This window comes from Nonlabens dokdonensis, assembly GCF_002162835.1.
Taxonomy (GTDB): Bacteria; Bacteroidota; Bacteroidia; order Flavobacteriales; family Flavobacteriaceae; genus Nonlabens; species Nonlabens dokdonensis_B.
Genome location: NZ_MAAX01000023.1, coordinates 1 through 14,542, shown reverse-complemented (window position 1 = coordinate 14,542; position 14,542 = coordinate 1). Strand labels below are relative to the sequence as shown.

11 protein-coding genes and 1 pseudogene are annotated in these 14,542 nt (G+C 36.0%); 10 read left to right on the top strand and 2 right to left on the bottom strand.

Annotated features, from left to right (window positions below):
- The 4 genes from A9Q93_RS01360 to A9Q93_RS01345 all read left to right on the top strand — a co-directional run.
- Positions 1-377, top strand: a 377-nt coding sequence (locus tag A9Q93_RS01360; RefSeq protein ID WP_303685585.1) for a cytochrome c, incomplete at its 5' end; no start/stop codon positions are given.
- A gap of 21 nt (positions 378-398) precedes the next feature.
- Positions 399-1,787, top strand: coding sequence for a quinol:cytochrome C oxidoreductase (locus A9Q93_RS01355; protein WP_303685584.1), 1,389 nt, complete (start codon positions 399-401; stop codon positions 1,785-1,787).
- A gap of 22 nt (positions 1,788-1,809) precedes the next feature.
- On the top strand, positions 1,810-2,886 hold the full coding sequence (locus A9Q93_RS01350) for a cytochrome c oxidase subunit II (RefSeq protein ID WP_303685583.1): 1,077 nt from the start codon (positions 1,810-1,812) through the stop codon (positions 2,884-2,886).
- Between the two features lie 4 nt (positions 2,887-2,890).
- Entirely contained in the window at positions 2,891-4,711 is a 1,821-nt protein-coding gene (locus A9Q93_RS01345; protein WP_303685582.1) for a cbb3-type cytochrome c oxidase subunit I, read from the top strand.
- 72 nt (positions 4,712-4,783) lie between these two features.
- Here the strand turns inward: A9Q93_RS01345 and A9Q93_RS01340 are convergent, their stop codons facing one another.
- Positions 4,784-5,290 carry a peroxiredoxin-like family protein gene (locus A9Q93_RS01340; RefSeq protein WP_303685581.1) on the bottom strand — a complete coding sequence of 169 codons (507 nt, stop codon included), beginning with the start codon at positions 5,288-5,290 and terminating at the stop codon, positions 4,784-4,786.
- Positions 5,291-5,471: 181 nt separating this feature from the next.
- Between A9Q93_RS01340 and ruvB the strand changes: the two genes are divergently transcribed.
- Together ruvB and A9Q93_RS01330 are read left to right on the top strand one after the other, a co-directional pair.
- A complete protein-coding gene (gene ruvB / locus A9Q93_RS01335) occupies positions 5,472-6,500 on the top strand; it encodes a Holliday junction branch migration DNA helicase RuvB (protein ID WP_303685580.1) in 1,029 nt (342 codons plus the stop codon).
- Positions 6,500-7,846, top strand: coding sequence for a cytochrome P450 (locus A9Q93_RS01330; RefSeq protein ID WP_303685579.1), 1,347 nt, complete (start codon positions 6,500-6,502; stop codon positions 7,844-7,846). Before ruvB ends, A9Q93_RS01330 begins: the two co-directional genes overlap by 1 nt.
- 56 nt (positions 7,847-7,902) lie before the next feature.
- On the opposite strand, the gene A9Q93_RS01325 is transcribed toward A9Q93_RS01330, so the two are convergent.
- Positions 7,903-8,931: a LacI family DNA-binding transcriptional regulator gene (locus tag A9Q93_RS01325; protein ID WP_303685578.1), complete on the bottom strand. Its 1,029-nt coding sequence runs from the start codon at positions 8,929-8,931 to the stop codon at positions 7,903-7,905.
- Positions 8,932-9,102: 171 nt separating this feature from the next.
- On the opposite strand from A9Q93_RS01325, the gene A9Q93_RS01320 reads away from it, so the two are divergent.
- The 4 genes and pseudogenes from A9Q93_RS01320 to A9Q93_RS01305 all read left to right on the top strand — a co-directional run.
- Complete coding sequence (locus A9Q93_RS01320; RefSeq protein WP_303685577.1) at positions 9,103-11,718, top strand: TonB-dependent receptor; 2,616 nt, start codon at positions 9,103-9,105, stop codon at positions 11,716-11,718.
- A 264-nt stretch (positions 11,719-11,982) separates the two neighbouring features.
- On the top strand, positions 11,983-13,245 hold the full coding sequence (locus A9Q93_RS01315) for an MFS transporter (protein ID WP_369674681.1): 1,263 nt from the start codon (positions 11,983-11,985) through the stop codon (positions 13,243-13,245).
- The gene (locus A9Q93_RS01310; RefSeq protein ID WP_303685575.1) at positions 13,238-14,416 is read left to right on the top strand and encodes a glycoside hydrolase 100 family protein; all 1,179 of its coding nucleotides are present in this window, start codon (positions 13,238-13,240) and stop codon (positions 14,414-14,416) included. The genes A9Q93_RS01315 and A9Q93_RS01310 overlap by 8 nt, the downstream gene beginning before the upstream one ends.
- Positions 14,416-14,542 (top strand): annotated as a pseudogene (locus A9Q93_RS01305) (carbohydrate kinase); the annotation flags it as partial. The gene A9Q93_RS01310 and the pseudogene A9Q93_RS01305, both read left to right, overlap by 1 nt.

The following is a 14,542-nucleotide window of genomic DNA, read 5'->3' as shown; positions in this document are numbered from 1 at the left end:
TTTGTCATGGTAATAAAGGTAATGGTCAAGGTCATTTAATGAAAACGGAAAAGATCCTCGGTGTACCAAGTTATGATGCTAGAGAAATTACTCAAGGTAGTATCTATCACGTAATGTATTATGGAATTAACTACATGGGTTCTTATGCTTCACAAACTTCTGAAGAGGAGAGGTGGCAAATTGCTCATCATGTGGGTGCTTTGACTCGTGAGCTTAAAGGTGAGCCTGCTCGTGAATATGTAACAGCAGATGCTATGAATTCTAATGTAGATCACAATGACAGCATGGATCATACATCAGAAGAGGACCACAACAGTGAATCACATCAAACAGATGCTGATTCTACAGAAAATGAACCAACAACAGATGGCAACTAAGCCATAGAAGATATTTTATTTATGTATAAGGTAACTAGCAAATTAAAAATTGTCGCTTTCGCCCTGATGATCTTGGGAGCGGTATTAACTGCGGTAGGTTTTTGGCAAATGCCAGGTTCTGAAGAAGAAGTTAAGGAAATGCTTGCGACTGAAGCGGCAGCTCATGGCGGTGGTCATGGTGCGATGGAGGATAATCATAGCTCAGCAGCTGATGATCACGCGGTTTCTGGACATGCAACTTCGTCAGATCATCATTCAGAAGGTCATGCAACTAACCATGAAGATGAGCATGCAGAGCATGTATATCACCAGCTTTCAAATAAGCCTTGGGCAGCGGTATATGTTGCTGCATTCTTCTTTTTCATGATAGGTTTAGGAACTCTTGCTTTTCATGCCGTTCAAAAAGCAGCGCAGGCAGGATGGTCTCCAGTATTATTTAGAGTGATGGAAGGTATTAGCAGTTATATATTACCTGGTGGAATTATAATGTTTGTTCTTTTGCTATTATCTGGTTTCCATATCAATCATTTATTTGTTTGGATGGAAGAAGGAATAGACGTTGTGGGACACGAGAATTACGATGCTATTGTAGCTGGGAAAGTTGGTTATTTAAATGTTCCTTTTTGGTTATTTAGAGCTGGAGCATTTTTAGTGGGTTGGAACCTTTACCGTTGGAATATTAGAAAATTCGGTTTAAAACAAGACGAGGCTAAAGATGGAGACATAGCCTGGTATAAAAAAGGTTTTAAGCACAGCGCAATGTTCCTTGTGTTCTTCATAGTTACGGAGTCTATCATGTCATGGGACTGGATCATGAGTTTTGATCCTCACTGGTTCTCAACTTTATTTGGATGGTACGTTTTTGCTAGTATGTTTGTGTCAGGAATTACGACTATAGCATTGATAACGATCTTCCTTAAATCAAAAGGATATCTGGAGTTTGTGAATGATTCACATATTCATGATTTAGCAAAGTTCATGTTTGGAGTTAGTATATTTTGGACGTACTTATGGTTCTCACAGTTTATGTTGATCTGGTACTCTAATATGCCAGAAGAGGTTACTTATTTTGTAACTCGTATTGAAGACTACAACATATTATTCTTTGGTATGGTAGCTATTAACTTCTTATTTCCACTGTTAATTCTTATGAATTCTGACTTCAAGAGAGTGAACTGGTTTGTTGTTACGGCAGGTTTATTTATAATATTAGGACACTATCTTGATATTTATGTGATGGTGATGCCAGCAACAGTAGGAGAGTCGTGGTTTATAGGTTTCCCAGAAATAGGAGCATTCTTATTCTTTGCAGGATTATTTATATTATATGTATTCAACACGATATCTAAGGCTCCATTGCTCGCTAAAGGAGATCCTTATTTAGGAGAGAGTAAACATTTTCATTATTAAAAATTAATAGAAAACATCTGTAATGACAGCATTTCTAATCATATTTATAGCAGCTTTATTTGCAATTTCAATTTGGCAAATTTCTAAAATAGTGTCTCTAGGTAAGGCTCCTGAGCCAGACACGGATGCTGTTGAAGTAGCTAACGATGGTGATAACAAAAGACAAGGTCAATATATGTTGATCTTCGGTATAGGTCTTTATATATTAATGATCTATTGTTTTATCGCTTACAACGATTATTTCTTACCAGATGCAGCATCTGCTCATGGTGGTGAGTATGACGATCTTTTATTGCTTACTACTGTAGTTATAATGATTGTACAGGTATTAACACAAGGTTTACTACACTACTTTTCATATAAGTATCACGGACGTAAGGGACAGAAAGCGTTATTTTATGCAGATAATGATCGACTTGAGTTTATTTGGACTGCGATTCCTGTTGTTGTTTTGGCTGGATTGATTCTATGGGGACTATTTTCATGGAATGATATAATGGATGCAAATACTGATGACGACCCTTTAATTGTTGAAGTTTATGCTTACCAATTTGGTTGGAAAGTTCGTTATAGTGGAGCTGATAATACTTTAGGTGATGCAAATGTTCGCTTCATAGAAGGTGTTAATCAGTTAGGTATTGACCCTACAGATGCAGACGGTATGGACGATATGGTTGGTACTGAATTACACTTACCAGTAAATAGACCAGTATTATTTAAGTTCAGAAGTCAAGATGTTTTGCATTCAGCTTACATGCCGCATTTTAGAGCTCAAATGAATGTTGTTCCTGGTATGGTGACACAATTTAAGTTTACACCGACCGTAACCTCAGAGGATTACAAGTCAACTGAGTTTATGACTGAAAAAGTTCGTAAGATTAATGAGATACGACGACAAAAAAGCGAGGAGTTAGTTCAAAGCGGTGATGTGGCCTTAGATCCATATGAATTTGAATACTATCTTCTTTGTAATAAAATATGTGGTGCTTCTCACTACAACATGCAAATGAAAATTGTGGTTGAAACTGAAGAGGAGTACAACGAGTGGTTAGAAACACAAACAACATTTGAAAAAACTTTAGCTAACGCTGAAAACTAGAACTATGGGACAAGCTATCTCTGTTACTGCAGATCACGGACATGATGAGGGACACCACCATCATAAGGAAACTTTTGTAACTAAATATATTTTCTCTCAAGATCATAAGATGATTGCTAAGCAATATCTTATTACTGGTCTTATCATGGGTGCTATCGGTATTGCGATGTCTGTATTAATGAGAATGCAGCTTGCAAATCCTGGTGAGCCAAATATGATATTTGAAGCTCTTTTAGGAAAATGGGCACCTGACGGTGTTATGGACCCTAATATGTATCTAGCATTAGTTACAATACATGGTACCATTATGGTATTCTTTGTACTTACCGCAGGTTTAAGTGGAACATTTTCTAACTTTTTGATACCACTTCAAATTGGTGCTCGAGATATGGCATCTGGTTTTTTAAACATGGTATCTTATTGGTTGTTCTTTATCTCTGCTGCGATAATGATAGGATCTTTATTTGTAGAGTTAGGACCAGCGGCTGCTGGATGGACTATTTATCCTCCATTGAGTGCTTTACCTGAAGCGATGGGTGGATCTGGACTTGGTATGACATTATGGTTAGTTTCTATGGCCATATTTATTGCTTCGTCTCTATTAGGTTCTCTTAACTACATTGTTACGGTAATCAATTTAAGAACTAAAGGTATGTCTATGACTAGATTGCCTCTGACGATCTGGGCTTTCTTTGTTACTGCGATTATTGGTGTAGTTTCATTCCCAGTTTTATTATCGGCTGCGCTTCTTTTAATTATGGACCGTAGTTTTGGAACTTCATTTTTCTTATCAGATATTTATATTAAAGGTGAAGTTTTAGCTCACCAAGGTGGTTCTCCGGTATTATTTGAACACTTGTTTTGGTTCTTAGGTCACCCAGAAGTTTATATTGTATTACTTCCAGCATTAGGTATTACTTCTGAGATCATAGCAACTAACTCACGTAAGCCTATTTTTGGTTATCGTGCGATGATTGCTTCGATATTAGCGATCGCTTTCTTATCGACCATCGTATGGGGTCACCATATGTTTATCTCTGGTATGAATCCATTTTTAGGATCTGTATTTACATTTACAACGTTACTAATTGCGATTCCTTCAGCGGTAAAAGCATTTAATTATATAACCACCTTATGGAAAGGTAATCTACAGATGAATCCTGGAATGCTCTTTTCCATCGGTCTAGTATCTACTTTTATAACTGGAGGTTTAACCGGAATTATTCTAGGAGATAGTACATTAGATATTAACGTACACGATACTTACTTTGTGGTAGCTCACTTCCACTTGGTAATGGGTATCTCTGCATTGTACGGTTTGTTTGCCGGTGTATACCACTGGTTCCCTAAAATGTTTAATCGTATGATGAATAAGAATTTAGGTTATGTTCATTTTTGGTTAACTGCAATCGGTGCTTATGGAGTATTCTTCCCTATGCACTTCGTAGGAATGGCCGGATTACCTAGACGTTATTATACTAATACGAATTTCCCATACTTCGACGATCTTGCAGATACTAACAAGTTGATTACTTACTTTGCTATTGCAACTGCCTTAGCTCAGTTATTCTTTGTTTACAATTTTGTTAAGTCTATTTTCTATGGGAAAAAGGCACCTGCAAATCCATGGAAATCTAATACATTAGAATGGACAACTGGTGATAAACATATTCATGGTAACTGGGCTGGTCCTATTCCTACAGTTTATAGATGGCCTTATGATTACAGTAAGGTAAATGAAGATGGTGAGTATGTAATTGCAGGACAAGATTATGCCCCACAACATATTCCACTACAAGATGGAGAAGAAGAGTTGAATCACTAGCCTTCTAATTATAATTCATATAAAAAAGCCGCTAAGAAATTAGCGGCTTTTTTATATATTTTAATTTTATATCTATGCTTCTCCTCGCGCCGGATAGTCTTTATCTTTTATAAAGTCTACTGCCTTAATCACATCTTCGATACTAGGCCTTGCAAATGGCATAGATTGAACTGAAGAGAAATACAACGTTCCGTCTGAATTTACAAGAAACATTCCTGGTTCTGAGAATAATTCTGGTTCTTTGTCACTAATTCCTTCAGAGAAATACAGTCCCCATTCTTCTGCGGTTTTTCTACTTAATTCATATCCTATAGGCAATTCGTCTATGTCCCATTCTTCTCCAGCCTTTTTAGCTCTCTTTTCTGTATCCATACTTATTCCTATAACGTGAATTCCTCTTTCCGTTAGGTCGTCTAGATGATTTTTTACAGATTCTAGTTGCTTTTTACAAACAGGACAATGCAATCCCCTGTAAAATATCAATAACGTAAAGGAATCAGCTTCTTGTTTATGTAATGACCATTGAGTATCGTTGATCAAATTCAATTCTAAGTTGGGTGTCTTTTGTCTTGGTTTCATATTTTTTATTTTAAGATACGACTGTGGTTTGTAAGTATTCACAAGTCTAACTTAAATGTTGTTAAGCTATTGTTATCTCGCTTTCGCGAAAGCGTATTTAAAACATTTTTTAACAGCACTTCTACTATAATAATTGGGTTGCTAAACTCTTAGGCTGCATAATGAGTAGTATATTTGAATTATGAATGAGAATCTCGATCCCAACGGTGGGCATTTTACAAATGAAGAGCATGATGTAGATAGAGCATTACGTCCTTTATCGTTTGATGATTTTGCAGGTCAAGATCAAGTATTGGAAAATTTAAAGATATTTGTAGAGGCCGCAAATCAAAGAGATGATTCTCTAGACCACGCACTTTTTCATGGACCTCCTGGATTGGGTAAAACTACACTAGCTCATATCCTTGCAAATGAATTAGGAGTGTCTATCAAGGTCACATCTGGTCCAGTACTAGATAAACCAGGCGATCTTGCGGGATTGCTTACAAATCTTGATGAAAGAGACGTTCTATTCATAGATGAAATTCATAGATTAAGTCCTATTGTAGAAGAGTATCTTTATTCTGCAATGGAGGATTTTAAGATAGATATTATGATTGAAACTGGTCCTAATGCAAGGACCGTTCAAATCAATCTAGCTCCTTTTACTTTGATAGGGGCAACCACCAGATCAGGTCTACTTACTGCTCCTATGCGGGCAAGATTTGGCATTCAATCTAGATTACAATATTACTCTACAGAGTTACTTTCTACAATTGTTACTCGTAGTGCAGAGATTCTAAATGTTCCCATTGATCATGATGCTGCGATTGAGATTGCTGGCCGCAGTCGTGGGACTCCTCGTATTGCAAATGCATTACTAAGACGAGTACGTGATTTTGCACAAATAAAAGGTAATGGACATATAGATTTATATATTGCAAAGTATTCCTTGAAGGCTTTACATGTAGATGCAAATGGGCTTGATGAAATGGATAATAAGATATTGTCTACCATTATTGATAAATTTAAAGGTGGTCCCGTAGGTCTTACTACTATAGCAACAGCAGTTTCAGAAAGTGCTGAAACTATTGAAGAAGTATACGAACCTTTTCTTATTCAACAAGGATTTATAATGCGCACACCTCGTGGTAGAGAAGTTACAGAGCTAGCTTACCAGCATTTAGGGAAAATCAAACAAAACAACTTAGGAGGACTTTTTGATTCATAATGAAACAAATCGAACAAGTTCCTACGCTCACATTCCTTGCTAAATCTAGACAGATTTATAAAGATCCTTTGCCGTTTCATAGAGAGAACTTTAAGAAATATGGGAACACTTTTAAAATAAGTCCTAAGCCAGGTTTGTTAATTCATTTTACTTGTGATGAAAAGCTTACCCAACATATTTTACAGAAGAATCAAAAGAATTTTCATAAGTCCACACTTCAAACGGAAGACTTGGGAAAATACATCGGTCATGGATTATTAACTGAGAACGGTGAGCAATGGCGAGCAAATCGTAAGTTAATTCAGCCGGCATTTTATAAAAAGTCTATTAGTTCCTTAATGGATGTCATGGATGAAGTCATCCAGGAAGAAATAGGTAAAATAAAAGATGCAGTTCCAACTGATGTTTATGAAATCTTCAATGATCTTGCTTTTAAAGTTGTGGCGAGAAGCCTTTTTGATTTTGGCGATATTGATAATTTAGATGCTAAAATTTCACGACTGCAGTACATCACAGAAAAGGCGCAGAAAACTTTAATCAAGGAATTAAGAATACCGTGGATGAAATGGTATTTTGATAGAGAATGGCTCTCTGGAGATAGGAGCATTCCACACTCATTAAGTCTCATTGAGGAAGCACGCGATATTCTTAGAAATATCATACACAATCGTAGGTCTGGAAATAAAGAGCCAGGTGACTTGCTTGATATGTTGTTACACAGCACTTATGAAGATGGATCACATATGGAGGATGATCAACTTATTGATGAGATTCTAGTTCTTTTTATTGCAGGTCATGAAACTACTGCAAACGCTTTGAGTTTTGCCGCGCAACTTATGGCTCATAATCCAGGTTCGATCTTAAAAGCTAGGCAAGAAATCAAATTTTTAGAAAATGAAAATTTGATGGAAGGATTAATGGCTATGCCTTTTATTAAACAATGTGTAGAAGAAACATTGCGCTTGTATCCACCAGCTTATGTTACAGATCGAGTGGCTCTTGAGGCTGACTCTTGTGAAGATATAGAAATTGAAAAAGGAAGTATATGGTTAGTTTCTTTTTATGAAATGCATCGCAGGCAAGATCTTTGGGAACGTCCAGAAGATTTTATACCAGAACGTTTTGAAAAGGAAAAGGCAAAAAGCTATAGAGATTTTTACTTTCCCTTTGGTGCTGGGCCGCGCATGTGTGTAGGAAATAATTTTGCCATTTTTGAAATGGTTCTTGCTATAGCTAGGCTTTTAGAGCGATTTGAAATAAAGCCTGTTCATAAAAATATTGAGTACCATCCTTTGATTACGTTGAAACCTAAGAATGCGCATTTACATTTTAATATAAAAGACTAGTAAGGTAGTTCTTATGTTTTTGAGAATACCGCTTTCGCGAAAGCTTAACTATTAACTTAAAGCTGGGTAGAGTCTCGCTGAATTAATTTTGTTTTTAGTACGATTTGTTGATATTCTACAGGTTCATTCCTCTTTCTTAACTTGATTTCTTTATAAAGCTGCTTAAAAGCAGCTTTACCCATTTTTACACCAGGTTGATCGATCGTACTTAATGTGGGAGATATGATGGAGGACATGAACCAGTTACTGAACCCTACAATTGCTATTTCTTCTGGAATTTTAATACCAGCTTTGTTAAACTCTGATATGGCACCTACCGCGACCAGGTCAGTGTTTATAAAGATACCATCTACATCTTTATGTTCTTGCATGAGAAGTCTTGCGTTTTCTTTACCTTCCTCAAAGCTATTATCATCGCACTCACATATATAAACTAAAGATGGGTCATAGTCAATGCCATTATCAGATAGAGCTTTACGGTAACCTAGAAATCTATCTATGGAGTTTTGAGGTAGTAACGAGCCTCTAAAATGTGCTATACGTTTACAACCTATGTCTATAAGGTGTTGTGTTGCATCATATGCTGCTTTTCTATCGTCTATAATTACTTTTGAGCAATTGACGATTTTGGCAATTTTATCAAACATAACGAGAGGCTTATTTGCATTAATTACATCGGTTAAATGTTTAAAGTCTAGAGTGCCGTTTGCTAGAGAGATAATAATACCATCTACCCTTTGATTCATTAAAAGATCAATTTGTTTTTTCTCTAACTCGTAGGACTCATTAGACTGTAATATTATTACGAGGTATCCTTTCTTTTCAGCTTGAGCAACTATTCCTTTAATTACATTAGAAAAAAAGTGATGTACAATAACCGGAATAATAAGACCTATAGTCTTTGATTCTCTAGTTCTTAAATTAACTGCAAAGGCATTAGGCTTATAATTAAGAGTGGTAGCGAGCTCTTTTACTAGCGATTTCGTTTTAGGACTCACATCGGGATAATCCTTGAGGGCTTTTGAAACAGTTGTTACCGAAATGTTTAATTTATTAGCGATTTCTCTTAATGTGACTGGTTTCATAATGGATTTATCAAAAATACTACTGCTAAAATACAAGAAAACTAATAATCGAAAACGTTTTCGGTATTTTCGAAAACGTTTTCGGTAAAAATTTTTAATCAATTTTCTATTCTAGTTCTAATTTAGAGCATTATTAACTCAACTTTTTACTTATAATTAAATTTTACTCAAATGAATATTAAGAAAACTACATGGAGTTTCATATTCACATTGTTGTTTGCAGTGGTGACTGTTACCGCGCAATCGACAATTTCTGGAACTGCTAAAGATGCCCAAGGAGAAACACTTCTAGGTGTGAATCTAGTCCTTCAAGGAACTGATAAAGGTGCTGTGACTGATTTTGATGGTAAATACACCATTGCAAATGTCCCAAACGGTGATTATACTATTGTTGCTACAAGTTTAGGATATGATAAAGTCATTAAATCTGTAAGTGTTAGTGGTTCTAATATTGTCGTAGATTTTGTAATGCAAGAAAATGCAGAATCTCTAGAAGCAGTAATAGTAACTGGTGTAACAAATCCTAAAGCAAAAATCGAGTCCAGTGTGTCTGTTACAACTTTGAGAACAGAAACTATTGCTCAAAGCGCACCTAGAACTACCGCTGAGATTTTTAGAACAATACCTGGTATACGTTCTGAGTCTTCTGGTGGTGAAGGAAACTCAAATATATCTGTAAGAGGTGTGCCTATTTCTTCTGGTGGTTCTAAGTATGTACAATTGCAAGAAGATGGTCTTCCAGTTTTATTATATGGAGATATGTCTTTTGCTACTGCAGATATTTTTACAAGATTTGACGCAAACGTTGCTCGTATAGAAGCTATTCGTGGAGGATCTGCATCTACACAAACTTCAAATGCTCCTGGTGGTATCATAAACATTATTAGTAAAACAGGAAAATCAGAAGGTGGCGTTATAGGAACTACTTTTGGTGCTAATTATGATTCTTTTAGAACTGATTTTGCCTACGGAACTGAGATTGCCGATGATTTATATATACATGCTGGTGGTTTTTATAGAGTAGGTGAAGGAATAAGAGATGCTGGATTTACTGCTAATAATGGAGGCCAGTTTAAATTGAGCTTGATGAAGGAATTTGAAAAGGGATCTGTAAGAGTTTATGGTAAGTATTTAAATGATAGAGCGATCGCCTATTTACCAGCACCTATTCAAGTTTCTGGTACAAATGCCAACCCTACTTGGGAAGATGCTCCTAATTTTGATGCTACAACAGGATCATTACATACTCCTAATCTAACTCAAACTCTACGATTAGGGCCTGATGGTGAGCCTTCACGAGGTGATGTTACAGATGGTATGCATCCAGTGTCTACATCCTTAGGAATAGCGGCAAATTTTGATTTAGGAAATGGATATAAAGTTTCTAATAACGGTAGATTCTCTGCAAACAGTGGAGCCTTTGTATCTCCTTTCCCATCGCAAGTAGGAACAGGTGCGTTAATTGCAGACTCTTTTGGTGCTGGATCTACATTACAATTCACAGATGGTTCTCCAGTAGGAGCAAATAGCCTTGTGGCACGTATCCACATGTTTGATGTAGAGTTAGAAAACTTTAATAACTTCATGAATGATATTAAATTATCAAAATCATATAACAACCTAGACATTACATTAGGTTACTTTAAATCGATTCAAAATGTTTCCATGAATTGGAGCTGGAATTCTTACCTGCAAGAAGTAAGAGGAGAAAATGCAAGATTGATCAATGCTTTTGATTCAACAGGATCTCCATTAAGTGAAAATGGGTTGTATGCCTATGGAACACCTTTCTGGGGTAACCTTGCAAGAAACTATGATACACAATACAACGTATCTGCGCCATATTTAAATATTGCATTAGAAGCATCTGAGAATTTAAATTTTGATGCTAGTATAAGATTTGATAATGGTAAAGTAGACGGTACATTTTCAGGTGGTGTAGAGTCTGCCATAGATATTAATAATGATGGAGTAATCTCAGCGCCAGAACAAGCAGTGTATAGTGTAGATAACGCAGCACCTACTAATGTAAACTACGATTATGATTACTTCTCTTATTCGTTAGGTATCAATTATAAGTTACAAGATAGACAAGCTGTTTTTGCACGTTACAGTAGAGGAGCATCTGCAAAGGCAGATCGTATTTTGTTCTCAGGATTAGATTACCAAAATTCTGACAGAATCAACGCTCTGGATTTCCTAAATCAGGCAGAAGTAGGATACAAGCAAGGATTTGATAATGGAGCTATTTATGTTACAGGATTTTATTCTTCAACTACAGAGCAAGCAGGATTTGAAGCTACAAATCCAGACTTAATCATTGACAACGACTATAAATCCTTTGGTGTAGAAGTAGAAGGTTCTTATAGAATGAAAGACTTCAGTGTAAGAGGTGCAGTAACTTATACAAATGCAACACTAGAATCTGGAGATAATGATGGAAACGCTCCTAGAAGACAGCCAGATTTTATTTACAATTTAATACTATCTTACAATTTTGGTATAGAAAAACAAAACTCCATAGGTTTAAGTTTTATAGGACAGACTAAGGCATATGCGCAAGACACTAACGAGTTAATCATGCCTGGATTTGTAATCGTAAACGGATTTGTAAACGTAGGGATAACTAAAAACTTAAATGCAAACCTATCTGCAAATAATATATTTGATACATTAGGTATCACTGAGTCTGAAGAAGGTTCTATTGTAGAAGGGCAGACTAATTATTTAAGAGCGAGAGCTCTTCCTGGAAGATCTGTTTCATTAGGATTGCAATATAGATTTTAATAGATCGTATGGTGGTGGTTGTTTCGCTTTCGCGAAAGCGAGATAACCCTTCATACTTCATTTAATAGAAACCTGGATAACAATTTTGAATTAGATCCTAACGTAAACTTGAGTAGAATTGGCATTATTTATTTAATGCCAATTTTATTTCCTAATTCAATTTACCATAGAAAAGATGTAAACTCTCAAGCATAGAATGTTGATCTTGATAAAATTTAAAAAATGATAGGTAAAGTAAAGCTGAATTTTTGGCAAATCTTGCATATGAATGTCGGTTTTTTCGGTATTCAATACAGTTTTGGACTGCAACAAAGCGCGGTGACGCCTATCTATGATTTTCTAGGTGCAACACCAGATCAAATACCTATTTTACATCTAGCAGGTCCAGTAACTGGATTACTTGTACAGCCTATCATAGGCGCTATGAGTGATAAAACATGGTCACCTAAATTTGGACGCCGCAAACCTTATTTTTTAATAGGTGCATTGTTATGTAGTGTGAGCTTATTGCTTTTTCCTTTTAGCAGTTCTTTGTGGATGGCAGCTGGATTACTATGGATTCTTGATGCAGGAAATAACACAGCGATGGAACCCTACAGAGCTTTAATTGCTGATAAACTGATACCAGAACAGCAACCTACAGGTTTTCAAATGCAAAGTTTCTTTACCGGTCTAGGACAGGTGCTTGCAAATTTATCTATAGTTGTTTTCCCCATTTTTATAATCGGTAAAACAGGTTCTTTACCTACATGGGTTTATGCTTCATTTTTTTTAGGCGCTGCTTTTTCAATAGGATCTGTTTTATGGAGTAATAGTAAAACTAAAGAAATACCTCCTACGGACGAAGAGCTTGCTTTAATGCGTGCAGAAAAACGTTCAGTTTTAGGACCACTTATTGAAATTGCATCGGCTATTAAGGATATGCCTAAGGTGATGTGGCAACTTGCTCTAGTATACTTTTTTCAATGGTATGCGCTGTTTTGTTACTGGCAAAACGCTTCAAAGAGTGTCGCACTTTCTGTTTGGAATGTAACACCGGCTAATGAGGAAGTATATAGCGAGGCAGTAAGTTGGACAGGTTTAGTAAATGGCTGGTATAACGTAGTAACCTTTTTAGTGGCTTTTGCATTAGTAGGTTTTGCAAAAAAATACAGTCCTAAATTAGTTCATGCGGTTTGTTTATTACTTGCTGCTGCTGGGTTTCTAGCATTTCCTCACATAGCTGATAAAAATTTGTTACTCTTTGCAATAACCGGATTTGGGATAGGATGGGCGAGTATGATGGGAATTCCTTATTTAATGGTAATATCTAATATTCCTAAAGAGCGTTATGGCGTTTACATGGGTATTATAAATATGATGATAGTGATACCTATGATATTTCAAACGTTGTCATTTGGATATGTGCTTAAGAATTTTTTAGGTAACGATCCACGTAATGCCATCACTTTTGCAGGGACATTATTAATTCTTGCTACTATAGCGACACTGTTTATTCAAACTAGAAAACCTGCCGTGCATGAATAACGTTTTTTATAATAAATCAATTGAGTTGCTTCATAAAGCCTCATCTAAGCATGGTTTTCTTGCAAGCGCTTTAGACATATCAAACTATAAAAGGGTGTGGTCTAGAGATGGAGTCATATGCGGTCTAGCAGCACTTGCCTCTGGAGATGGTAAACTCATTGAAACTTTTGAGAAAACCATCCATACTCTTGCAGCACATCAACATGAAATGGGAACCATACCGTCTAATGTTGCTTTTAAGGGTAAAAAAGTAGAAGTAAGTTATGGTGGTCTTGCAGGTAGAGTAGATGCGGTAACGTGGTTTGTAATAGGAGTTTGCCAGCTCGCATATTATAAGGAAGATCATCAAATAGTAGAAACATATAAACCTAACATTGATAAATGTTTAAAACTCTTAAATGCTTGGGAATTTAACAACAAACATTTAATGTACATACCATTATCTGGTAACTGGGCAGATGAATACATCACTGATGGATATGTTTTATACGACCAGCTTTTAAGATTATGGGCGTTAAAAAGCTATAATCATTTTGAGAACAACAAGGATGTCAGTAATAAAATTAATGCTATTGAAGAGCAGTTGCATATAAATTTTATAGGTGATTCAGACTCTGATAAATTTCACCCTAGAGCTTATGAGGCCAAGGATAAGAAAAGTTATCTACCAGCGTCATTTTCACCATCTGGATATAAAACGCAATTTGATGCATTTGCAAACAGTTTATTCTTGATACTGAACTTAGGCACTTCAGATCTTAAAGAAAGCATAGTTGCGTACAGCCAAAATCTATTATCTCAAAACAAACTCCATGTGTTGCCGGCATTTTGGCCACCAGTGATGCAAGAAGATGAGCAGTGGAACTTATTAAAAGATAATTGTAAATATGAATTCAGGAACTTTCCATATGAATTTCATAATGGTGGTAGCTGGCCTATGGTAAACGGATTTTATGGATTAGCCTTATGTCGTATGGGATATGAAGAAGCAGCTCAAGATTTATTGGAGAATATGAATCAATTAAATGCTCTTAAGGAATTTGCTTTTTATGAAAATTTCCATTCTTTGACAGGTGAACCTATAGGCGTACCTAAATGTGCCTGGAGTGCGGCAGGAGCAGTAATCCTGCATCAATCATTAAATAATAATTTTAAAATATTAATCGACTAGTGAAGACCATTGATATATTGTGTATAGGAGAAATATTGATTGATTTTATAGGTCATGAAAAAAACATGAGTATTTCAGAAACTAAAAACTATCACCGTTTTTTAGGTGGTTCTCCTACAAATGTGG